Below are 21,122 nucleotides of genomic sequence, written 5' to 3' on the forward strand. Positions count from 1 at the left end.
ACTGACTTCTAAAGATATTAATATCGTTGAAATTTAAACTAGTTGCACTCCTCTATCGCTGTGCTTAAGTTTTTAACATAACCGCCATTGTCAGTCTTTAGAACTCTATCGCAGCACTTAGTTAGCGGTATCGTTCTGCAACTTGAGGCATCGCACTCCTCTTTATACTCTCCTGTAGCTTTGCAACTCTTCCAAACATACTCATTTGGACCTTTTGAGTTTGGCTCGCCCCAAGCTTCGATGATGGCTGTTATGTGATATAGCCCATTTTTTGGTGGAAGTACAACTCTCTTTGCAGGCTTGGTAGGATTTTGCAACTCTTTATAGAGTCTATCTACCTCTTTGCTTTGGTTACTCTCACTGTTTTGGCTCTCTTCATCGTTTATAGATATCTCATCATCAAGGATTAGAGTTATCTCATCGCTTTGAGGTGGCGGTGTAGGTGAGATTTTTTGTGTAGTTTTTTGAGAGGTCATATTTGGTGCCTCGTTGCCAAGATTCCAGTTAGAAACTCCACAACCGCTAAAAAGCACAATAGTTGCTCCTAAAAGCAGAAATTTAAGCTCTTTCATCTACTCCTCCACTATCTTTATCGAATAATCAATCCAAGTTGCTTTGTAGATGCTACTTCCCGTGCTTATGGCATCAACTCCGCTTAGCCCATACTCTCTAGCAGTTTTTACTGTAATGTTGCCAGTGCCCTCTATAAGGATCTCTTTATGATGAGCATCTCTATATGCAACTACCTCTTTTAACTCTTTTGGACTCATATGGTCGCACATTACGATATCTGCTCCACTTTTCATAAATTTTTTAGCATCTTCTATATTGTCGCACTCAATCTCGATATTTGCAGTAAATGGCATCTTTTTTCTTATATTTTTTATGAAAAGCTCCAAGTCATCTATCCCTTTTAGGTGCGATTCTTGGATTAGCAAACAGTCGTCAAGTCCCATTCTGTGGTTGGTTCCACCACCACATCTTACAGCGTATTTATCTATCTCTCTAAGGCCAGGATGAGTTTTTCTAGTATCCAAAAGCACCACATCAAGCCCATCTAATTCATCTATAAATTCCCTTGTTTTGGTTGCTATACCACTTATATGTTGTATGAAATTTACCAGTGTTCTTTCAACTCTAAGAAGTTTTAAAAGAGTAGTTTGCAAATGGCAGATAACTTCGCCCTCTTTTACTCTATCGCCATCTTTTACATAGAGTTTTAGCTTGATATTTTTATATTTGCAAAGTTTTTTTACTACTTTTTCTCCGCCAAAAACAGAGTCTTGTTTGCAGATGATAGCGGCTTTTACCTTTTTGTTTTTTGCTTCCAAAGCAAACAAATCGCCTCTTCTGATATCTTCATGCAATGCTCTTTTGATTGTTGATTTCAAAAACATTAAAATCCTCCATAAATTTATTGTCAATTTTACATCAAATAAATTAATAAAACTTTAAATTTCATATGGAGCTTTTATCAACTTTTGGCAAATTGATGTTAAGATATAGTTATATCATTTTAAGGAGAAAAAATTTATTTTGCTCTTTTGACTTCTGTGCTTTGTAGTGCAGTTTTAAGTGCCCAGAGTGCCAAAGAGCTTATAAGTACAGCTAAAGACTTTGGCTTGGTTGCAATCCCTAGCGACACAGCAAAGCTAGAGCAGCTCATCAAAGAGCACTCACCTGACTACGACGCCTTTCCTACAGCAAAGGAGAGAGTAGAGTTTAAAAAGTTTTAGCTCTTATAAATTTAAGAGCTAAAACAGTTTTTAAATTTAGCTCACTTTAAAATATATTAGTTATAATTACAGCTTATCACGGGCCAAAATAGCTTTTAAATCCCTAAGTATCTAGGTATCTAGCTTTGGGTGCTTTTTGGTTACTACCAAAATAAAGGAAAGTTTGATGTATGCAGTTATCAAACATGGCGGCAAACAATATAGAGTAAGTAAGGGAGACTCTCTTAGACTTGATAGATTTGATGCCAAAGTTGGAGATAGTATCGACATTGATGAGGTTTTGGCCTTAAGTGGAGATAGTATAAAGGTAGGTGCGCCATATGTTAAGGGTGCAAAAGTTGTCTTAAAAGTCGTTGAGATTGGCAGAGATAAAAAGGTTATCATCTTTAAAAAACGAAGAAGAAAAGACTCAAAGTTAAAACGTGGCTTTAGAAGAGCATTTACACGTGTTATAGTAGAAGATATTGTAGGTTAAAGGAGAATTTATGGCACACAAAAAAGGTCAAGGTTCAACCCAAAATAATCGCGATAGTATTGGTCGTAGGTTAGGTGTTAAGAAATTTGGTGGTGAGTTTGTAAGAGCAGGAAATATCATTGTTCGTCAAAGAGGCAGCGCAACTCATGCAGGAGAGAATGTTGGTATGGGTAGAGATCACACTATTTTTGCTCTGATAGATGGCTTTGTTAAATTTGAAAGGTTTGACAAAACAAGAAAAAAAGTATCCGTATATCCAGCACAATAACTTCAATTAGTTGCCATATTTTGGCAACTTCACTCCTTGGCTAAGCTTTTAGCTATTAAAGGGAAAATATGTTTATAGATAGTGTAAAATTTAGTGTCAAAGCAGGCAAAGGCGGAGCTGGTTGCTCAAGCTTTAGAAGAGAGAAGTATGTTCCACTTGGCGGACCTGATGGTGGCGATGGAGGGGACGGTGGCGATGTCTATATAAAGGCTTGCAACAATACTCACACACTCTCTTTTTATAAAGGAAAAAGAGTTTTAAGTGCCAAAAATGGCGATGGTGGAAAAGGTAAAAAGATGAATGGTAAAAGAGGCGAAGACCTCTATCTTATAGTTCCACCAGGCACAGCAGTTTATGATGAAGAAAAGGGCGAGTTTTTATTTGATCTTTTGGAAGATGGAGAGTGCAAACTTTTTTTAAAAGGTGGCAAAGGCGGACTTGGAAATGTTCATTTTAAAAGCTCTACCAACCAACGTCCAGACTATGCTCAAAAAGGGCTTGAGGGCGAGAAAAAAAAGATAAGATTAGAGCTCAAGCTGATTGCAGATGTTGGGCTAGCAGGTTTTCCAAATGTTGGTAAATCGACTCTTATATCAACCATATCCAATGCAAAACCAGAAGTTGCAAACTACGAATTTACAACGCTTGCTCCGCATTTGGGATATGTTGAAGTTGATGAGTATAGTAGTTTTGTGATGGCCGATATTCCAGGGATTATTAAGGGCGCAAGTAGCGGTCGTGGGCTTGGACTTAAGTTTTTAAAGCATATTGAAAGAACCAAGCTGATACTTTTTGTTTTGGATTTGGCGGGTCATAGGGATCTAAAAGAGCAGTTTAAGGTGCTAAGAGATGAGTTGAGCTCATATTTTAATAACACAGAAAATAACAAAAATAGAGCCTTTGCCATAGTTTTTAGCAGGGTTGATGCAACCAATAAAGATCTAAATTTGGAGCTTGAGGAGTTTTGCAAAGAATTTGACTTTGAAAAAAAGCAAGAGATTGCAACTTATGACAAAAGTAAGCCGTTTTTTGTCCTTCCAATCTCATCTGCTACAAACTACAACATAAAAGAGCTCAAATTTATGATTTTAGAGCTTTTAAGAGTGTTAAAATGAGAGAGATAAAAAAAGTTGTCATCAAGGTCGGCTCTCACGTCATTAGTGATGAGGATAAGATTTGCAGGCAAAGAGTTGAAAATCTTTGTCAATTTGTGGCCGATCTATTGAAGCTCTATGAGGTAATTTTTGTAAGCTCAGGTGCGATAAACTCAGGAAGTATCAAAAGTCACATACCAAAAAACAGCATAACCAACCGCCAAATTTTAGCCTCTATTGGACAGCCATATCTTATGGGAATTTACAACGAAATCTTATCACGTCATAACATCATCTCAGGGCAGATTTTACTAACTGCGGCAGATTTTGACTCAAGAAAAAGAACAAATTATGCTAAAAATGTCATAGAGGGACTTTGCTCTTATGGAGTTTTGCCTATCATCAACGAAAATGACGCAACGGGCGTAGAAGAGATAGTTTTTGGTGACAATGATAGGCTAAGCGCAAGTGTAGCGCACTATTGTAATGCCGATATATTGGTTATTTTAAGCGATATTGATGGATATTATGATGATGATCCACGCCTTAATAAAGATGCCAAACTCAAATTATATGTAGATAAGATTGATGAGTCTGAGTTAGAGGCAACACCAAAAGCTGGGACCAAATTTGGCACTGGCGGGATAGTTACCAAGCTAAAGGCGGCAAATTTTTTACTACAAAACAATCAAGCTATGTTTTTAACTAATGGTTTTGATCTAACTGTTGCAAGAGAATTTTTGCTAAATGGCAGACAGATTGGCGGCACACTTTTTAGCAAAAATAGCTTTTTTTAGGATGAGAAATGAAGATAGTTTTTATGGGGACGCCACATTACGCAACTGTTATTCTTGATAGAATTTTGCAAGAAAATATTGAAGTAATGGCACTTTTTACGCAGCCAGATAGAGCTGTTGGCAGAAGACAAACTCTAACTCCACCAGATGTTAAAAAATATATCCTAGAAAAAGAGCTTGATATTGAAATTTACCAGCCAACCACTCTAAGGGATGAGAAAATTTATAGAAATTTAACCAACCTAAATCCCGATTTTATCGTTGTTGCAGCCTATGGACAGATTTTGCCAAAGGAGATTTTGGATATTTGTCCATGTATAAATTTACACGCCTCTATTTTGCCAAAATACAGAGGTGCAAGCCCTATACAAAGTGCTATTTTAAATGGCGATAAAATTGGCGGTGTTACAGCTATGAAGATGGATATTGGTCTTGATGATGGCGATATGCTAGCCTTTAGTTTTGATGATATAGAGGGACTAAACTCAAGTGAGCTGTTTGTGAAATTTAGCCAAATGGCGGCCTCTCTTATCATAGAAGTTTTGAAAAACTACGACAAAATAGCTCCTTTGAAACAACTTGACGCCTTGAGTTCAAAATGTCCAAAAATTAAAAAAGAGGATGGACTTGTCAAATTTAGCGATGATGTAGATGAGGTTATGGCGAAATTTAGAGCCTTTTATCCGTGGCCTGGAGTATTTTTAGAAAACAATACAAAATTATTGCAGATTGCAAAGGCTGCAAACAAAAGTAGCAGCAGCTATGGAAAGATAACCAAAATATCAAAAGAGAGCTTTAGTGTTGGCTTTAGCAGCGGAGATATAGAGATTTTTAAGCTTCAAGAGAGTGGCAAAAAACCACTTTTGGCAAGAGATTTTATAAATGGAAAGCGACTCAAAGAGGGCGATCGTTTTGATGAAAATATTTTATCTAAATGAGTGCAGTTCAACTCAAGATGTTACAAAAGAGTATCTAAAAAACAGAAAACCACCATTTGGTATAGTTGCAAAAAAACAAAGCAGAGGTGTTGGAAGTAGAGGAAATAGTTGGCAAAGCGATGAGGGCAATCTTTACTTTTCATTTTGTATCGAGCAAAGCGCACTTGCCAAAGATATACCACTTGCCTCTACAAGTATCTATTTTGCCTATTTGTTAAAGGAGTTTTTATCAGAAAGAGGCTCTCAAATTTGGCTTAAGTGGCCAAATGATCTTTTTATCGGTGATAAAAAAATTGGTGGAGTTATAACTTCTAAGATGAAAGATATTTTGATTTGTGGAGTTGGTATAAATTTATTAAACCCGCCACTAAATGCCCAAAAATTGGATATAAAAATTACTATAGAAGAGATTGTTGATGGTTTTTGCAAAAAATTGAAATTTAAACCTTTATGGAAAGAGATTTTAAGTAAATTTTTGCTAGACTTTGAGAAGTCAAAAAAATTTAGCTCGCACATAGATGGAAATTTATCAAGCCTTCAAGAGGCGACTTTATGTGACGATGGAGCTATTTTGATAAATAATAAAAAGGTGTATAGTTTAAGATGAGCGAGATTATTACCATTGCAAACCAAAAAGGTGGAGTTGGCAAGACTACAACAGCTATAAATTTAGCTGCATCTTTATCGATGATGGGCAAAAATGTCCTTATAATAGATCTAGATCCACAGGCAAATGCAACTACTGGACTTGGATTTAACAGAAGCGATTATGAGTTTAATGTCTATCATGTTTTTACAGGTAGAAAAAGATTTTCTGAAATTATTTTAAAATCAGAGCTTGAAAATCTCTCTATAGCGCCATCAAACATCGCTCTAGTTGGGATTGAGCAAGAATTCTCCAATCAAGCCAAAGATTTTAAACTTATCCTAAAAAGCAAACTTGCCGAGATAGAAGGCAAATATGATTTTATCATCATAGACTCGCCACCAGCACTTGGAAATATCACTGTAAATGCACTTGCAGCAAGCCATAGCGTGATAGTTCCTATCCAATGCGAGTTTTTTGCACTTGAGGGAATGGCACTTATCTTAAATACTATAAAGATTATTAAGCAAACTATCAATCCAAAGCTCACGATAAAGGGCTTTTTACCTACTATGTATAGCGCGCAAAACAATCTTTCAAAAGAGACAGTTCTAAATTTGAAGCAGCATTTTGAAAACAAGCTTTTTAAGAGCGACGATATGGAATATGGCTTTGTTGTGATTCCTAGAAATGTCAAGTTAGCCGAGTCACCAAGTTTTGGCAAACCTATAAATTTGTATGATTCAAAGTCTATCGGTTGTCAAGCATATCAAAGTCTAGCTAACTCAATAATGGAGTGATGTTGTGGCAAAAGTTAAAAAAGCAAGACTAGGAAGAGGGCTTGATGCGATACTTGGAGATGTTGAGAGTGCCTATGCAAGGGAGTTAGAGAGTGGAAATGAAGATTTGGTTTTGGAGATTCCAGTAGAAAAAGTCAAACCCAATCCCTATCAGCCAAGAGCTGTCTTTGACAAAGAGGCGCTAGAGGAGTTAGCACAATCCATCAAGCGACACGGACTTATACAGCCTATCATCGTAATAAAAAAAGATGATGATTTTCAACTAATTGCGGGCGAGAGAAGACTGAGAGCTACAAAGCTTTTGGAACAGCCTACTATTAAAGCTATCGTTGCTGATATTGAGTCAAGCAGCTTAAGAGAGTTGGCTTTGATTGAAAATATCCAAAGAGAAGACCTTAATCCATTAGAGCTTGCAAAGTCCTATAAAGAGCTGATAGATGAGTATAAGATCACTCAAGAAGAGCTATCAAATATCATCAAAAAGTCAAGATCGCAGATTACAAATACCCTAAGAATCCTACTTCTAACAGAGGAGAGCAAAAAAGCACTACTTGAAAACAAAATCTCACAGGGCCATGCAAAGGTCATGGTTGGTCTTGATAGCGAAGATGAGATAAAGATTTTAAATACAATTATAGGTCAAAAGTTAAATGTTAGGCAGACTGAAGAGTTAATACAAAAAATCAAGTCAAAAAATAGTGAGAAATTTAAAAGTCCGAAAAAAGATGATAAAAACAGAGATGAGTTTGCAAAAGAGCTTGGCGAGTTTAGAGATGTTTTAAATAAATTTGGAAAGATAAAAATCAATCAAAATCGATTAACTATTGAATTTAAAGATCTTTCTACTATAAAAGATTTTAAAGAGCTCTTTTGTTAATGTTTAAATTTATAAAATTTAAATAAAAATTAGATAGAATGACGAATTAATCAAAATAAAAGGAGGGTTGATGCTTGATATAAGTTTTCCAATATTTGTAGTGACTATAATTGTATTTTTACTCTTGATAGCCTACCTAAACGCAAAACTATATAAGCCACTTATCGCATTTATGGATAAAAGAGAAGCGGCTATAGCAAGCGACGAAAAGGCTGCTGATGAAAATTTAGCTCAAATTGGCGAAAACAAAGAGCAGATTGCCGCCATCATTGCAAAAGCAAGAGATGAGGCAGGAAAGTTGAAAGCCAATGCTATTGAAGAGATAAATAGCCAGAGTCAAAAAGAGATCTCAGAGAAAAAAGAGAGATTAGAGAGCGAAATGGCACTCTTTAGAAAAGAGCTAGAAGATGAAAAAGAGGAGCTTAAGAAAAATTTAATGGCTAGAGTTCCAGAGTTTAAAAATAGCCTAAAAGACTCACTTTCAAAAAGTGTTGGGAGATAATTATGTTTAAAAGAATTTTACTGTTATTGACATTTTTACCAATATTTATCCTAGCTGACACTCCAGAGATGAGTGGCAATTTTGATATCGTTCCGCGAACTGTGAATTTTTTGATATTTTTTGGAATTTTATTTTACTTTTTAAAGAATATCGCTAAAAAGGCATATAATGATAGAATTAATGGAATAATCTCAAGACTTGAGACCATTGAAACAAAGTTAGAAGACTCTAAAGAGAAGAAAAAACAGTCAATAAAAGATCTAGAGCTTGCAAAAAGCAGAGCGGTTGAGTTGGTTGAGATTGCTAAAAAAGAGATAGAGCTCTTAAAACAAAAATCACTACAAGATATCAAATATGAGATAGGATCGTTAGAAAAAAGCTTTGAAGAGCAAAAAGAGTTTTCTAAAAAACGTATCACCAAAGATGTTGTAAAAGATGTCTTAAATGAAGTTTTTGAAGACAAAAGTATCCAGCTTGAACAAAAAGAGCTTATTGATATTGTAGAAAAAAGGGTTAGCTAATGTCTATTTTAGTATCTAAACGCTATGTAAAAGCTATTTTAGAGAGCTTTGAGGGAAAAGATTTTGATGAGTTGGTGGGTCTTTTGGACTTCATAACAGAGGCATTTAAAGATAAAGAGTTTAAAAGTCTTCTATCTTCGCCACTTATAAGCAGTAGCCAAAAGAATAAGCTTTTTTTATCACTTTATAGTGGAAAAAACAAAAAGATTTTAAATTTCTTAAATTTATTGCTTGAAAATGGCAGAATCTTAATAATACCTGATATCTTAAATGGACTAAAAACATCTATATTATCAAAGTCCAACGAATATAGTGGCATAGTCTATTCTAGCAAAGAGCTAACTGAGAGCGAGCTTAAAAGCTTAGAGAAAAAGTTTTCAAAGAAATTTAACTCTAAGATAGATTTTGCTTACAAAAAAAGCGATATTGATGGTATAAAAGTTGATATAGAAGAGCTTGGTATAGAGGTAAATTTTTCTCTAGATAAGCTTAAGACAAAAATGAGTGATTATATATTAAAAGCAATTTAAAAGGAGAGTAATAGTGAGTGCTAAAATAAAAGCAGATGAGATAAGCAGCATAATCAAACAAAAGATTGAAGAGTTTGATATAGGTGTTGAGATCGAAGAGACTGGCAAGATTGTCTCAGTTGCAGATGGAGTTGCTGGTGTTTATGGTCTTAAAAATGTCATGGCAAATGAGATGGTTGAGTTTGAAAATGGCACACAAGGCATCGCTTTAAACCTAGAAGAAAATAGTGTTGGTGTCGTAATCTTGGGCGAGACTTCAGGCATTGTTGAAGGCGGTAGTGTAAAAAGACTTTCAAAACTCTTTAGAGTTCCAGTTGGAGATGCAATGATAGGTAGAGTTGTCAATGCTTTGGGTGAACCAATAGATGGCAAAGGTGCAGTTGAGACAACAAAAACCGCCTTTGTAGAGGAGAAAGCCAAAGGTATCATGGCTAGAAAATCAGTTCATGAGCCACTACAGACTGGTCTTAAAGCTATCGATGCACTAGTTCCGATTGGAAGGGGACAAAGAGAGCTTATCATTGGAGATAGACAGACTGGTAAAACTACAGTTGCTGTAGATACTATCATCAACCAAAAAGGTCAAGATGTTATCTGCATCTATGTAGCTATTGGACAAAAGCAATCCACCGTTGCTCAAACTGTTAAAAAACTTGAAGAGTATGGAGCGATGGATTATACCATAGTAGTTAGCGCAGGAGCTAGCGAAGCGGCCGCACTTCAATATCTTGCACCATATTCTGGATGTACAATGGGTGAGTATTTTAGAGACAATGGCAGACACGCACTTATCATCTATGATGACTTGAGTAAGCACGCAGTTGCATATCGTGAGATGTCTTTGATTCTTCGCCGACCACCAGGACGTGAAGCCTATCCAGGAGATGTTTTCTATCTTCATTCAAGACTACTTGAAAGAGCAAGTAAGCTAAATGATGAGTTAGGTGGCGGTAGCCTTACAGCACTTCCTATCATCGAAACTCAAGCGGGTGACGTTTCAGCCTATATTCCAACAAACGTCATTTCTATTACAGATGGTCAAATTTTCCTTGAGTCAAATTTATTTAACTCAGGTATTCGTCCAGCTATTAATGTTGGATTGTCAGTTTCAAGAGTTGGTGGATCAGCTCAAATAAAAGCTATCAAAAAAGTTTCAGGTACCCTAAGACTAGATCTTGCGCAATATCGCGAACTTCAAGCTTTTGCACAATTTGCAAGTGATTTGGACGAGAGCAGTAGAAAACAACTAGATCGTGGTCAAAGAATGGTTGAGATCTTAAAACAACCACCATATAGCCCACTTCCAGTTGAAAAACAGATAGTAATAATCTTTGCTGGATCCAAAGGATTTTTAGACGATATTCCAGTTGAAGCTATTGGTAAATTTGAATCAGAGTTATATCCATATGTAGAGGCTAAATATCCTGAGATTTTTGAAGAGATAAGAGATAAGAAAAATATAGAAAAAGAGCTTGAAGAGAAGCTAGTAAAAGCTTTAAATGAATTTAAGGCAACATTTTCTGTATAGTTTAAGAAAGTAGAAGAGATGGCAAATTTAAAAGAGATTAAAGCAAAGATTAAAAGTGTTCAAAATACCGAAAAAACAACACGAGCTATGAAGCTTGTCTCTAATGTAAAGCTAAAAAGAGCCAAAGATGCAGCCTATCAATCAAGTGCATACGCCAAAAAGATAGAAGAGGTTATGTCTGAGATTGCAGCAAAATTAAGTGATTCTGATGCATCAAAAGAGACAAATAGCTTTTTTGATATTGATAGAAAGGTAAAGACTGTTGATATCGTCTTTATTACTGCAGATAAGGGATTAGCGGGCGGCTTTAATATAGCCACCATACATACAGTAAGAGAGATGATTGAGAGCTACAAAAATCAAAAGATCAAAGTCAGACTTCGAGCTATTGGCAAGAAAGGCATCGAGTATTTTAGCTTCCAAGGTGTTGAAATTTTTGAAAAATACATCGGAGTTAGCTCATCGCCAAACTATGAAAAGGCCAAAGAGATTATAGATGAGGCGATAGAGGACTATTTATCAGGACTTACAGATAAGATTGTTTTGGTGCATAATGGTTATAAAAATATGATAACTCAAGAGATTCGTGTGCTAAATATGGTTCCTGTAAAAAAACCAGAGGCCATTAGCGATAAAAATGAGTCACTTATGGAGTTTGAGCCATTAAATAGCGCTCATGAAATTTTGGATAAGTTGATAGAAAAATATTTTGAATACAGTATGTATTATGCATTGATTGATAGTTTGGCAGCTGAGCATAGCGCTAGAATGAACGCTATGGAAAATGCCACCAATAATGCACAAGAGAGAGTTAAAGAGCTTAGTTTAGCTTATAACAAAGCAAGACAAAGTTCAATTACCACCGAACTTATTGAGATAATAAGCGGTGTTGAGAGTATGAAATAAATTTAGAAGGAGAGTTGATGAAAGGGGTAATTAGTCAGGTAATGGGGCCAGTCGTTGATGTTGATTTTGCCGATTACCTACCAAAGATTAATGAAGCCATAGAGGTAAATTATGAAGTTGAGGGTCAAAAGCTAAGACTTATCTTAGAGGTAGCTGCCCATTTGGGAGACAACCGCATAAGAGCTATTGCTATGGATATGACAGATGGTTTAAAACGCGGACTTGAGGCTGTAGCATTGGGAGCTCCTATAACAGTTCCAGTTGGCGAGAAAGTTTTGGGAAGAATCTTCAACGTAGTTGGTGATCTTATAGATGAGGGCGAGAGTGAAGACTTTGATAAAAAGTGGTCAATTCATAGAGATCCACCAAATTTTGAAGATCAAAGCACCAAAAGTGAGATTTTTGAGACAGGTATAAAGGTAGTTGATCTTTTGGCTCCTTATGCAAAGGGTGGAAAAGTAGGACTGTTTGGCGGTGCTGGAGTTGGTAAGACTGTTATTATTATGGAGCTTATACACAACGTTGCCTTTAAACATAGTGGATACTCTGTATTTGCAGGAGTTGGCGAGAGAACTAGAGAGGGTAACGACCTTTACAACGAGATGAAAGAGAGCGGTGTTTTAGATAAAGTTGCTCTATGCTATGGTCAGATGAATGAGCCACCAGGAGCAAGAAACAGAATAGCTCTTACAGGTCTTACAATGGCTGAGTATTTTAGAGATGAGATGGGACTTGATGTTTTGATGTTTATTGACAATATCTTTAGATTTTCACAGTCAGGTTCAGAGATGTCAGCACTTCTTGGAAGAATTCCATCAGCTGTTGGATATCAACCAACGCTAGCAAGTGAGATGGGAAAACTTCAAGAGAGAATTACCTCTACTAAAAAAGGCTCAATTACATCAGTTCAAGCTGTTTATGTACCAGCCGATGACCTAACCGACCCAGCTCCTGCAACTGTTTTTGCACACCTTGATGCAACTACAGTTTTGAGCCGTGCAATTGCCGAGAAGGGAATTTATCCAGCTGTTGATCCGCTTGATTCAACATCAAGAATGCTAGACCCTCAAATATTGGGCGAAGAGCATTACAAAGTTGCACGTGGCGTTCAAGCTGTTCTTCAAAAATATAAAGATCTTCAAGATATCATTGCAATTTTGGGTATGGATGAACTTAGTGAAGAGGACAAAGTTGTAGTTGATAGAGCTAGAAAGATAGAGAGATATCTATCTCAACCATTCTTTGTTGCAGAGGTCTTTACTGGAAGTCCGGGCAAATATATAACTCTTGAAGAGACTATCAATGGCTTTAAGGGAATTTTGGAAGGAAAATATGACGATCTTCCAGAAAATGCCTTCTATATGGTTGGAAATATAGACGAAGTTTTGGAAAAAGCAGAAAAATTAAGATCTGCTAAATAAGGATTTGATAATGGACAAAACATTTAAGCTAGAGATTGTAACACCGATTGGTATGATATTTTCAGGCAATGTCAAATCAGCACAATTTCCAGGAAGCGAGGGCGAGCTTGGAGTACTTCCAGGCCACGCCTCTTTAATAACTCTATTAAGCACTGGAACTATCGATATAACTGATGATAAAGACAATCAAGAGGTTGTAGCAATTAACTGGGGCTATCTTAAGATTGAAGAGAAGAAGACCACAGTCTTAGCAGATGGCGCTGTCTATGTAGGTGGAAATAGCGATAGCGTTATTGAAGAGTCGCTAAAAAAGGCAAAAGAGTTAGTATCCTCTATGGGAAGCGAAAGTGCCGCTTATGTTGCTACTATAGCCAAAATAGATAGTGCGGCAAGGTCAAAATAGTGGGATTTTTTGATCCTTTTATAGCTTGGTTTATAAATAGCATATTTATAACCAAGCTTGTTATTTTTTGGCTTTTAGTCTATTTTATTGTAACTTTCACTATCTTTTTCTCAAGAAATTTGGGACTATCCATTTGGATACAGAGAGAGCAAAAGGCACTACGCTCCTATCTTATGGGGACAAATTTAGAATCAGTTAGCTCATCACTACAAAAATGTATCAAAGCAGATGTCAAAAAAGAGCAACTTCAAATTTGTGCAAGTATTGCTCAAAAAGAGGCCACTAGAGGACTTACATGGCTTTCTATCATAGCCTCCACTTCGCCGTTTATCGGTCTTTTTGGAACAGTTATCTCTATACTTGTTACATTTAGCAAACTTGGAAGTGGCAACTCAAGCCTTGCAGTTATTGCTCCAGCTATCTCAGAGGCACTTATTGCTACTGGTGTTGGTATCTTTGTTGCAATACCTGCCTACACATTTCATCTTCTTATAAAAAGAAAAGCACACGAGCTTGTTGATATTATAGATAGAGAGGTTGATATCGTAGTTTTAAGCAGCTCTTTTAAAAAAGCAGATAGCGCTGATGTATGATTTTGATGAAAAACCAGAGTTAAACATCACGCCACTTGTCGATGTTATGTTGGTTTTGCTTGCTATCTTAATGGTTGCAATGCCTACAATTATCTATGATGAGCTTATAAATTTACCAGATGGCTCCAAAACAGTGGTTAGCCAAACAAAAGACCAAAGAACTATAAGGATAGATATCAACAAAAGAATCTATCTTGATGGCGCTTCAATGAGCTTTGAAGAGTTTAAAGACAACTTCATACAAAAAAACATCAACAAAAATGACCCTATCTATATCAAAGCGGATAAAAAGTTGCTTTATGAAGATGTTATGAAACTCATTGCAATGATTAAAGAGTTAGGATATCTAAAAATTTCACTCCAAACTGCAGGGTAGTTATGAAAAGCATTCGTTTTTTTGAGATTCCTGCCTTTTTTATCTCACTTTTTTTAACATTTTTAATTGTTTTATCTATTGGCTATTGTGTCAAAGAGATTGGTAAGGTGTTGCAAAATGTCCAATATACAGATGATAAAAATGCCTACATAACAATTTATTCAGATGAAGATGATGATACCAATTCTAAAACAAAGGGCAAAGAGCAGACAAAGAAAAGCAGAGGTGAAAAAACGGAGAAAAAAATTACCTCTAGAAAGGCAAGTTCTAAGAGCAACAACAATCAAAAAGCTCAAAGTTTTGCCACAGAAGTTACGAAAAATGAGCCAGAAGATGAAGAGATAAATTTAAATAAACTCTACAAAGATGCTTTGCAAAGCAATAGACAAAGTGATAAAGAAAATGTTCAAAAGGGTGATAACATAGATGATGAGAGTAGCGATATTGGAGATAATATTCCAGATGATAAAAAAGGAAAAACTCAAAGAACGGGTGTATATAACAAATTTATAGGTGGAGTTAATGGAAAGCTAACGAGGCTTTGGGAAAGAAGTGGAGTTAGTGGCAAAGATTTTGCTCTTGTAGAGATTATGATAGATCAAAATGGCAATCTTAAAGTTACAGTTATAGAGCCATCATACAATAGATACTTCAATCAGAAATTTAGAGCATATATAGAGATAATAGAAAATCAAAAATTCCCTATCCCTCCATATAAAGAGTTTATCGGTACAAATGGTCTATATATCCATAAGTATCGATTTGAGGGTGGCGGAAAAATTACAATGGAGAATTAAATGAGAAGAATTTTACTTTTTTTAATGGTTTTTAGTTTTGCTTTTTCAGAAGATATCACAACTATAAAAAGTATTGGTGAAGTTGTTTTACCAAAGATAGCAGTTGTTGACCAGTCAAATTTAACAGACAAAAGATTACAAAACAAGATAAATAAAATCGTCATTGGAGATCTAAGAGTTACGGCGGTTTTTGATGTAGTTGATAAGATAGAAGATGAGCTAGGGTTTATCTTTAAATATAGTGTGCAAGAAGATGGGCTAGAGCTTTCAATGCAGGTAGATGTCTATAGTATACAAGAGAATAAAAACATCCTCTCTCAAGCTTTTTTACTGCAAGATAGAAGCCGCTTTCCATTTTTGGTGCATGAAGCAGTTGCCTTTGTCTCAAAAGAGCTTGTCTATACAGATGTTGATTGGATGAAGGATATGATTATCTTTTCAAGATATGTAAGCCAAAAAGAGAGCGAGATATTGGTCTGTGACTATACTTTGAGTTATCAAAAGGTAGTTATTAGAGGTGGTTTAAATATCTTTCCAAAATGGAGCGATCACACCAAAAAAGAGTTTTACTATACATCCTATTTAGGCATTCATCCAACGCTTATAAGATATGACATGCAAAGTGGCAAGGCCTATAAGATTTTGGAAGGAAGAGGGATGTTAATTGCTTCAGATGTTAGTAAAGATGGCAAAAAAGTTCTTTTAACCAACGCACCAAATGATCAGCCAGATATCTATCTATACGACCTTACAACAAAATCTATCAAAAAAATCACAGACTATTTGGGCATAGATGTAAGTGGCAATTTTATTGACGATGAAAAGAGAGTGGCCTTTGTAAGCGATAGATTGGGATATCCAAATATTTTTGCCGTAGATAGTGATGGGAGTGGAGCTGTAGCACAACTTGTCTATCATGGCAGAAGAAACAAATCAATCACCACGCACAAAAACTTCATGGCATATGCCAGTAGAGATGGAGTTGGAGAGTTTAATATCTACATAATGTCAACAAAAAGCGATTATATCAGACAGCTAACAGCGGGTGGCAAAAATGACTTTCCTAGATTTTCACATGATGGCGGAACAATTCTCTATATAAAAGAGGCGGCAGGACAGAGCGCAATAGGAGTTATTCGCATAAATGAGAACAGAAGTTTTCACTTTCCGTTAAATTTAGGAAAAATCCAGTCATTGGATTGGTAAATTTGTGGTATAATCAAAATACATTTTAATTAAAGAGGTGAAAAATGAAAAAATTACTTTTAACATCAGTTGCTGTTGCAGCATTAGTTTTCTCAGGATGTAGCAAAAAAACTCCTGAAGTAGATAGAACAATGTCAGAAGGCATGACAACAGCTGAGCAAATTCAAAAAAGTGTTCAAACAGTTTATTTTGACTTTGATAAATTTAGCATTAGAGCAGACCAAAAGGGTGCTATAGTTGCTAATGCAGCTTTGTTAAAGAAAGATGCAGCTTCAGCATTGACTCTAAAAGTTGAGGGAAACTGCGACGAGTGGGGAACAGACGAGTATAACTATGCACTTGGTCTAAAAAGAGCAAAAGCTGTTAAAGATGCACTTGTAAAAGAGGGTGTTAAAGCTGATAGAATTTCAGTTGTAAGCTATGGCGAGAGCAACAAAGTTTGCACAGATAGAACTGAAGCTTGCGATGCTAACAACAGACGCGCTGAGCTAAAAATCGACTAAATTTCAAATTGATTAAATTTAGATTTGTAGCGACATTTTTTGTCGCTACCTTTTTAACAGCTGGTGAGATATCAGTTTTTGATGCAGGAGATACCTCTAGCAGTGAGCCTTATGGACTTACAGCCAACGAAGAGGTTATTTTGCAAAACAAAAGAGATATTGACTCTCTTGCATCAAAAGTTGAGATGCAGCAAGAGGCAATTGATGGCTTAAGAAGCGTCATCGAGAGTCAAAACGAAACTATACTAACTCTTAAAGGCAAAATTGCCGATATTGAGCTGATACTTAAATCAAAACAATTTAGCAAAAAAACTACAAAGTTGGACTTTTCTACTAAAAAACCATCAGTTATCTTAAAAGAGTCTATGGAGCTTTTCAACCAAAAAAAATACAGCGATGCAAAAAAAGGCTATCTTGAGCTTATAAAAAGAGGTCAAGAGAGAGATAAGGCATATTTTATGTTGGGTCAGATAGATTTTGTAAATAGAGCCTATAGCAACGCTTTAGCCAATTACAAAGAGAGCGCAGCACTAAACGACAATGCCTATCATATGCCAGCACTGCTACTAAATTCTGCAAAGAGTCTTGAAGCACTTAACGACAAGAAAAATGCAGATAAATTTTATTCAATCTTAAAAAAACGCTTTCCAGAGAGTAACGAAGCAAAATCCATTAAAAATAGGTAAGAAATAATTTATACTTTTTAGATACAATTATGCTCTTATATCAAATTTAATGGGAGAAAATCATGTCTAAAAATAGAGTAATCTCAATGTATTATGAGCTTAAGGACAAGGATAGTGGCGAGCTTTTGGAGAGTAACTTCAATGTTGAGCCTATCAAATTTATAACCGGTCTTGGTCATGTTTTGCAAAAACTTGAAGATGAGGTTGCAGGTTTGAAAGATGGCGAAGAGAGAGTTATTTACATAACTCCTAGTGAAGGCGTTGGTGAATATGATCCAAATGCAGTTAAAATTATTGAAAAAGAGCAGTTTGCAGGCATTGACTTAACAGAGGGCATGGAGCTTTTGGGCGAGGGCGAAGATGGCAGCACTGCAAGAGTGATAGTAAAAGAGATTAGAGATAATGATGTAGTTATCGACTTTAATCCACCATTTGCAGGTGTCAATATGGAATTTAAAGTAAAAGTTGTAGAAAATAGAGCAGCAACTAAAGATGAGATTGAAAGTGGAGTTGTTGAGGGCGCACATAGTTGTTGTTGTGGCGATCACGAAGCAGATGATTGTTGCCAGCACGACAAACATGAGCATGAGCACAAATGTTGCGGAGGTCATCACTAATGTTAAAAATTGCCTTTTTGTTTCCAGGGCAAGGTTCTCAAAAGATTGGAATGGGCGAGGAATTTTATCTAAATTTCAATAGTTCAAAAAAGTTGTTAGATGATGCCAAAAAAGAGCTTGATATCGACTTTAACGAGCTTTTGTTTCGCCCAAACGAAAAGTTATCCCAGTCAGAATTTACTCAACCAGCAATTGTTTTAAACTCACTTATGAGCTACAAAGCGCTTATGGAGGAGTTGGAGTTTGATCCGCTTTTTTGCATAGGCCACTCACTTGGCGAGTTTAGTGCACTTTGTGTTAGTGGAGCATTTAGCTACATTGACGCGCTAAAGATTGTAAATTTAAGAGGCAAATTTATGCAAGAAGAGTGCGATGGCAAGGACTACGGCATGATGGTTGTTTTGGGACTAGATGACCTTGCAATTAAAGATATTATAAAAGAGAGAGAGTTTGTCTATGCTGCAAATTTCAACTGCGACGGACAGATTGTTTTGGCGGGCAAAAAGAGCAACCTTGATCTTCTTTTGCCACTCTTAAAAGAGGCGGGTGCAAAAAAGGCGATGATGCTTGATATGAGTGTTATTAGTCACTGCCCACTGCTAAAAGATGCCGCACTTAAACTTTATGATGCGCTACTTAAATTTAAGATAGCCCAAAGTTTTAATCCAGTCATTTCCAATGTCACAGCCAAACCTTATGATAACAAAAAAGAGGCGCTAGAGCTTTTAAAAAAACAATTAACTAGCCCAGTTTTATATGCAAAGTCCATAGAGGATAACGAAGATAGAGTTGATGCCTTTGTAGAGTTTGGAAGTGGAGTTTTGAAGGGGATAAACAGAAGAGTTACCAAAAAACCAACATTTAGTATAGTTGATTTAAAAAGTCTAGAACAGACAGTTAGCGAGTTGAAAAAATTATGAAAATAGCAATCTTAAGTGCGATGCAAGAAGAGCTTACTCCTATACTTGCTACGCTCAAAAACTACACAAAAGAGGAGTTTGCCAAAAACAATTTCTATTTTGCAAACTATTGTGGCAAAGAGTTGGTGCTTGCCTATTCAAAGATTGGCAAGGTCAATGCCGCTTTAACTGCAACTTTACTTATAGAAAAATTTGGATGCCAAAAACTTCTTTTTACAGGAGTTGCGGGAGCTATCAAAAAAGAGCTAAAGATAAAAGATCTTATCTATGCATCATCGCTAGTTCAGCACGATCTTGATATCACTGCTTTTGGTCATCCTTTGGGCTTTGTTCCAGGTGGAGCTGTTTTTGTAAAAAGCTCAAATGAGCTAAACAAAATTGCAAAAAATGTTGCAAAAGATTTAGATATCAAGCTAGATAGCGGCATAGTTGCTACAGGCGATCAATTTATCTGCAACAAAGATCACAAAGAGAAGCTTTCAAAGATGTTTGGTGCAAGTGCAGTTGAGATGGAGGGAGCAAGTGTTGCTGTAGTTTGTGACGCACTAAAGATTCCATTTTTTGTCTTGCGAAGCATAAGTGATAGCTCAGGAGATAATGCACATATTGATTTTGATGCATTTTTGGAAGAATCAGCAAGGATAAGCGCTAAATTTATACTCAACATGGTCGAACATCTGTGATAAGCAAGAAAATATTGCGTAAAGTTGGCCAAACAAATGCCAAATATAAGATGTTTAAAGAGGGCGATAGGATTTTGCTAGGTTTGAGTGGCGGAAAAGATAGCTTGTTACTAGCACATATTCTAAAGCATTTTCAAAGTGTTAGTCCATATAAGTGGAGTTTTAAGGCGGTAACTCTTAGTTATGGCATTGGTGAGGACTTTAGTTTTTTGATAGAGCATTGCAAAGAGCATGGTATCGCTCATGAGATAATTGAAAGCAAAATTTACGAGATATCCAAAGAAAAAGCTAGAGAAAACTCATCTGTTTGTAGTCTTTGCTCACGCCTTAGAAGAGGCTTTCTTTATAGTTATGCTCTAGAGAATGGATTTAATAAACTAGCCATTGGCCATCATTTAGATGATGCAGCTGAGAGTTTTTTTATGAACTTTATCTACAATGGCGCACTTAGAACACTTGCACCAACTTATCTTTCAAGTAGAGATGTAGAGATTATTAGACCGCTTATTTTGGTTAGAGAAAGACAGATAATTGAGTGGGCTAAAAAAAACAACCTAAAACTAATGAGCGAGGAGTTTTGTCCTGCCAAAAAACTTCCCAACAAAAATCCACACGCAAGAAACAGCGCCAAAGAGCTGTTAAAGTCTTTAGAGACCAACAACCCAAATCTCTTTAAAAGCCTAGAAGCCGCCTTTAACAATATCCACTTAGATACCTTTTTTAAAGTCCCTGAAGCATAGTTAGATAGAGTGACTCTATCTCTTCATCTTCTAAATTTATGCTAGATTTGTTCTCATAAAGATAGAGCAGATCTTGTCTTTTGAGGCCCTTTTTATCTATACAGCTCTCATGTGCTGGCAAGTAGGCTCTAGCAAGAGCAATAGCGCCCTCTATCTCTCTATCACAGATAAAGCAAATTGGTTTTTTATGAAGTCGCCCCTCAAGCTCTAGGAGTTTGACATAAGACTCAACCATCACTCTTTTTGGATTTTGTTTAAATAGTTTTTTTGTAGCCTCTTCTAAGATGATAAAATAGCCCTCATCAAGACTTTCAACATCTTTTAAGTGGCTATACAGAAGTTTTATGAAGTCCTGCCATATAAGCTCTCTTTGTCTATCTAGTAGCCAAGCAAATCCAAGATGCATAACACCTCTTAATCTAGGTAGAAAATTTGGATTTTGCTCCAGCTCAAAGTCGATTTTATGCCCCAACAAAATACTTGAGTGCCTCGCCCCATAAAATCTATAGCTATCTATTAGCCTATTTTGCGTAAGTATCGAGACTATACAGTCCTCATCTCTTACCTTTGTAACTCTTAAAATATATCCTTGCATTTAAAAATTATACTATTTTTGTTT

General features: G+C 36.1%; 29 protein-coding genes. 26 read left to right on the forward strand and 3 right to left on the reverse strand.

Annotated elements, in window-relative coordinates; genetic code table 11:
• Positions 1-38 precede the first annotated feature (38 nt).
• Together Q0X52_RS01275 and nadC are read right to left on the reverse strand one after the other, a co-directional pair.
• On the reverse strand, positions 39-572 hold the full coding sequence (locus Q0X52_RS01275; protein WP_297573817.1) for a hypothetical protein: 534 nt from the start codon (positions 570-572) through the stop codon (positions 39-41).
• Positions 573-1,397, reverse strand: a complete 825-nt coding sequence (gene nadC / locus Q0X52_RS01280) for a carboxylating nicotinate-nucleotide diphosphorylase (RefSeq protein WP_297573819.1) — start codon at positions 1,395-1,397, stop codon at positions 573-575.
• Between the two features lie 156 nt (positions 1,398-1,553).
• Between nadC and Q0X52_RS01285 the strand changes: the two genes are divergently transcribed.
• From Q0X52_RS01285 to Q0X52_RS01410, 26 genes are all read left to right on the forward strand, one after another.
• Positions 1,554-1,736: a hypothetical protein gene (locus tag Q0X52_RS01285; protein ID WP_297573820.1), complete on the forward strand. Its 183-nt coding sequence runs from the start codon at positions 1,554-1,556 to the stop codon at positions 1,734-1,736.
• A gap of 166 nt (positions 1,737-1,902) precedes the next feature.
• Positions 1,903-2,211 carry a 50S ribosomal protein L21 gene (gene rplU, locus Q0X52_RS01290; RefSeq protein WP_297573829.1) on the forward strand — a complete coding sequence of 103 codons (309 nt, stop codon included), beginning with the start codon at positions 1,903-1,905 and terminating at the stop codon, positions 2,209-2,211.
• A gap of 10 nt (positions 2,212-2,221) precedes the next feature.
• Positions 2,222-2,479, forward strand: coding sequence for a 50S ribosomal protein L27 (rpmA, locus tag Q0X52_RS01295; RefSeq protein WP_297573839.1), 258 nt, complete (start codon positions 2,222-2,224; stop codon positions 2,477-2,479).
• Between the two features lie 68 nt (positions 2,480-2,547).
• Complete coding sequence (gene obgE / locus Q0X52_RS01300) at positions 2,548-3,594, forward strand: GTPase ObgE (RefSeq protein ID WP_297573841.1); 1,047 nt, start codon at positions 2,548-2,550, stop codon at positions 3,592-3,594.
• Positions 3,595-3,599: 5 nt separating this feature from the next.
• A complete protein-coding gene (proB, locus tag Q0X52_RS01305) occupies positions 3,600-4,370 on the forward strand; it encodes a glutamate 5-kinase (RefSeq protein ID WP_297573990.1) in 771 nt (256 codons plus the stop codon).
• Positions 4,371-4,378: 8 nt separating this feature from the next.
• Positions 4,379-5,308, forward strand: coding sequence for a methionyl-tRNA formyltransferase (gene fmt / locus Q0X52_RS01310; protein ID WP_297573845.1), 930 nt, complete (start codon positions 4,379-4,381; stop codon positions 5,306-5,308).
• Positions 5,286-5,915 (forward strand): biotin--[acetyl-CoA-carboxylase] ligase, encoded by a 630-nt coding sequence (locus Q0X52_RS01315; protein WP_297573848.1) that lies wholly within the window; start codon positions 5,286-5,288, stop codon positions 5,913-5,915. Before fmt ends, Q0X52_RS01315 begins: the two co-directional genes overlap by 23 nt.
• Entirely contained in the window at positions 5,912-6,694 is a 783-nt protein-coding gene (locus tag Q0X52_RS01320) for an AAA family ATPase (RefSeq protein WP_297573850.1), read from the forward strand. Before Q0X52_RS01315 ends, Q0X52_RS01320 begins: the two co-directional genes overlap by 4 nt.
• A gap of 4 nt (positions 6,695-6,698) precedes the next feature.
• Positions 6,699-7,571: a ParB/RepB/Spo0J family partition protein gene (locus tag Q0X52_RS01325; RefSeq protein WP_297573852.1), complete on the forward strand. Its 873-nt coding sequence runs from the start codon at positions 6,699-6,701 to the stop codon at positions 7,569-7,571.
• Positions 7,572-7,641: 70 nt separating this feature from the next.
• Positions 7,642-8,073: a F0F1 ATP synthase subunit B' gene (locus Q0X52_RS01330; protein WP_297573854.1), complete on the forward strand. Its 432-nt coding sequence runs from the start codon at positions 7,642-7,644 to the stop codon at positions 8,071-8,073.
• 2 nt (positions 8,074-8,075) lie between these two features.
• Positions 8,076-8,594 carry a F0F1 ATP synthase subunit B gene (locus tag Q0X52_RS01335; protein ID WP_297573856.1) on the forward strand — a complete coding sequence of 173 codons (519 nt, stop codon included), beginning with the start codon at positions 8,076-8,078 and terminating at the stop codon, positions 8,592-8,594.
• Positions 8,594-9,124, forward strand: a complete 531-nt coding sequence (locus Q0X52_RS01340) for a F0F1 ATP synthase subunit delta (RefSeq protein WP_297573857.1) — start codon at positions 8,594-8,596, stop codon at positions 9,122-9,124. The genes Q0X52_RS01335 and Q0X52_RS01340 overlap by 1 nt, the downstream gene beginning before the upstream one ends.
• Positions 9,125-9,137: 13 nt before the next feature.
• Positions 9,138-10,652 (forward strand): F0F1 ATP synthase subunit alpha, encoded by a 1,515-nt coding sequence (gene atpA, locus Q0X52_RS01345; RefSeq protein WP_297573859.1) that lies wholly within the window; start codon positions 9,138-9,140, stop codon positions 10,650-10,652.
• 18 nt (positions 10,653-10,670) lie between these two features.
• Entirely contained in the window at positions 10,671-11,558 is an 888-nt protein-coding gene (gene atpG / locus Q0X52_RS01350) for an ATP synthase F1 subunit gamma (protein WP_297573861.1), read from the forward strand.
• A 17-nt stretch (positions 11,559-11,575) separates the two neighbouring features.
• Complete coding sequence (gene atpD / locus Q0X52_RS01355) at positions 11,576-12,979, forward strand: F0F1 ATP synthase subunit beta (protein WP_297573863.1); 1,404 nt, start codon at positions 11,576-11,578, stop codon at positions 12,977-12,979.
• 10 nt (positions 12,980-12,989) lie between these two features.
• Positions 12,990-13,382, forward strand: a complete 393-nt coding sequence (gene atpC / locus Q0X52_RS01360) for an ATP synthase F1 subunit epsilon (protein ID WP_297573864.1) — start codon at positions 12,990-12,992, stop codon at positions 13,380-13,382.
• Positions 13,382-13,975 carry a MotA/TolQ/ExbB proton channel family protein gene (locus tag Q0X52_RS01365; protein WP_297573866.1) on the forward strand — a complete coding sequence of 198 codons (594 nt, stop codon included), beginning with the start codon at positions 13,382-13,384 and terminating at the stop codon, positions 13,973-13,975. Before atpC ends, Q0X52_RS01365 begins: the two co-directional genes overlap by 1 nt.
• The gene (locus Q0X52_RS01370) at positions 13,968-14,351 is read left to right on the forward strand and encodes a biopolymer transporter ExbD (RefSeq protein WP_297573868.1); all 384 of its coding nucleotides are present in this window, start codon (positions 13,968-13,970) and stop codon (positions 14,349-14,351) included. The genes Q0X52_RS01365 and Q0X52_RS01370 overlap by 8 nt, the downstream gene beginning before the upstream one ends.
• Before the next feature lie 2 nt (positions 14,352-14,353).
• Positions 14,354-15,148 carry a TonB C-terminal domain-containing protein gene (locus tag Q0X52_RS01375; protein ID WP_297573870.1) on the forward strand — a complete coding sequence of 265 codons (795 nt, stop codon included), beginning with the start codon at positions 14,354-14,356 and terminating at the stop codon, positions 15,146-15,148.
• Positions 15,149-16,354: a Tol-Pal system protein TolB gene (tolB, locus tag Q0X52_RS01380; protein WP_297573872.1), complete on the forward strand. Its 1,206-nt coding sequence runs from the start codon at positions 15,149-15,151 to the stop codon at positions 16,352-16,354. It begins immediately after the preceding gene.
• 44 nt (positions 16,355-16,398) lie between these two features.
• Positions 16,399-16,857: an OmpA family protein gene (locus Q0X52_RS01385; RefSeq protein WP_297573874.1), complete on the forward strand. Its 459-nt coding sequence runs from the start codon at positions 16,399-16,401 to the stop codon at positions 16,855-16,857.
• An 8-nt stretch (positions 16,858-16,865) separates the two neighbouring features.
• Positions 16,866-17,543 carry a hypothetical protein gene (locus tag Q0X52_RS01390; RefSeq protein WP_297573875.1) on the forward strand — a complete coding sequence of 226 codons (678 nt, stop codon included), beginning with the start codon at positions 16,866-16,868 and terminating at the stop codon, positions 17,541-17,543.
• A 62-nt stretch (positions 17,544-17,605) separates the two neighbouring features.
• Entirely contained in the window at positions 17,606-18,160 is a 555-nt protein-coding gene (locus Q0X52_RS01395) for an FKBP-type peptidyl-prolyl cis-trans isomerase (protein WP_297573877.1), read from the forward strand.
• The gene (gene fabD / locus Q0X52_RS01400; protein WP_297573879.1) at positions 18,160-19,080 is read left to right on the forward strand and encodes an ACP S-malonyltransferase; all 921 of its coding nucleotides are present in this window, start codon (positions 18,160-18,162) and stop codon (positions 19,078-19,080) included. Before Q0X52_RS01395 ends, fabD begins: the two co-directional genes overlap by 1 nt.
• On the forward strand, positions 19,077-19,763 hold the full coding sequence (locus tag Q0X52_RS01405) for a 5'-methylthioadenosine/adenosylhomocysteine nucleosidase (protein WP_297573881.1): 687 nt from the start codon (positions 19,077-19,079) through the stop codon (positions 19,761-19,763). Before fabD ends, Q0X52_RS01405 begins: the two co-directional genes overlap by 4 nt.
• A gap of 50 nt (positions 19,764-19,813) precedes the next feature.
• Entirely contained in the window at positions 19,814-20,503 is a 690-nt protein-coding gene (locus Q0X52_RS01410) for a tRNA 2-thiocytidine biosynthesis TtcA family protein (RefSeq protein WP_297573991.1), read from the forward strand.
• Here Q0X52_RS01410 and recO read toward each other — a convergent pair.
• Positions 20,484-21,098 (reverse strand): recombination protein RecO, encoded by a 615-nt coding sequence (gene recO, locus Q0X52_RS01415; protein WP_297573883.1) that lies wholly within the window; start codon positions 21,096-21,098, stop codon positions 20,484-20,486. The genes Q0X52_RS01410 and recO overlap by 20 nt on opposite strands.
• Positions 21,099-21,122 lie beyond the last annotated feature (24 nt).

This window comes from uncultured Campylobacter sp. (genome assembly GCF_947255105.1).
Classification (GTDB): Bacteria; Campylobacterota; Campylobacteria; order Campylobacterales; family Campylobacteraceae; genus Campylobacter_B.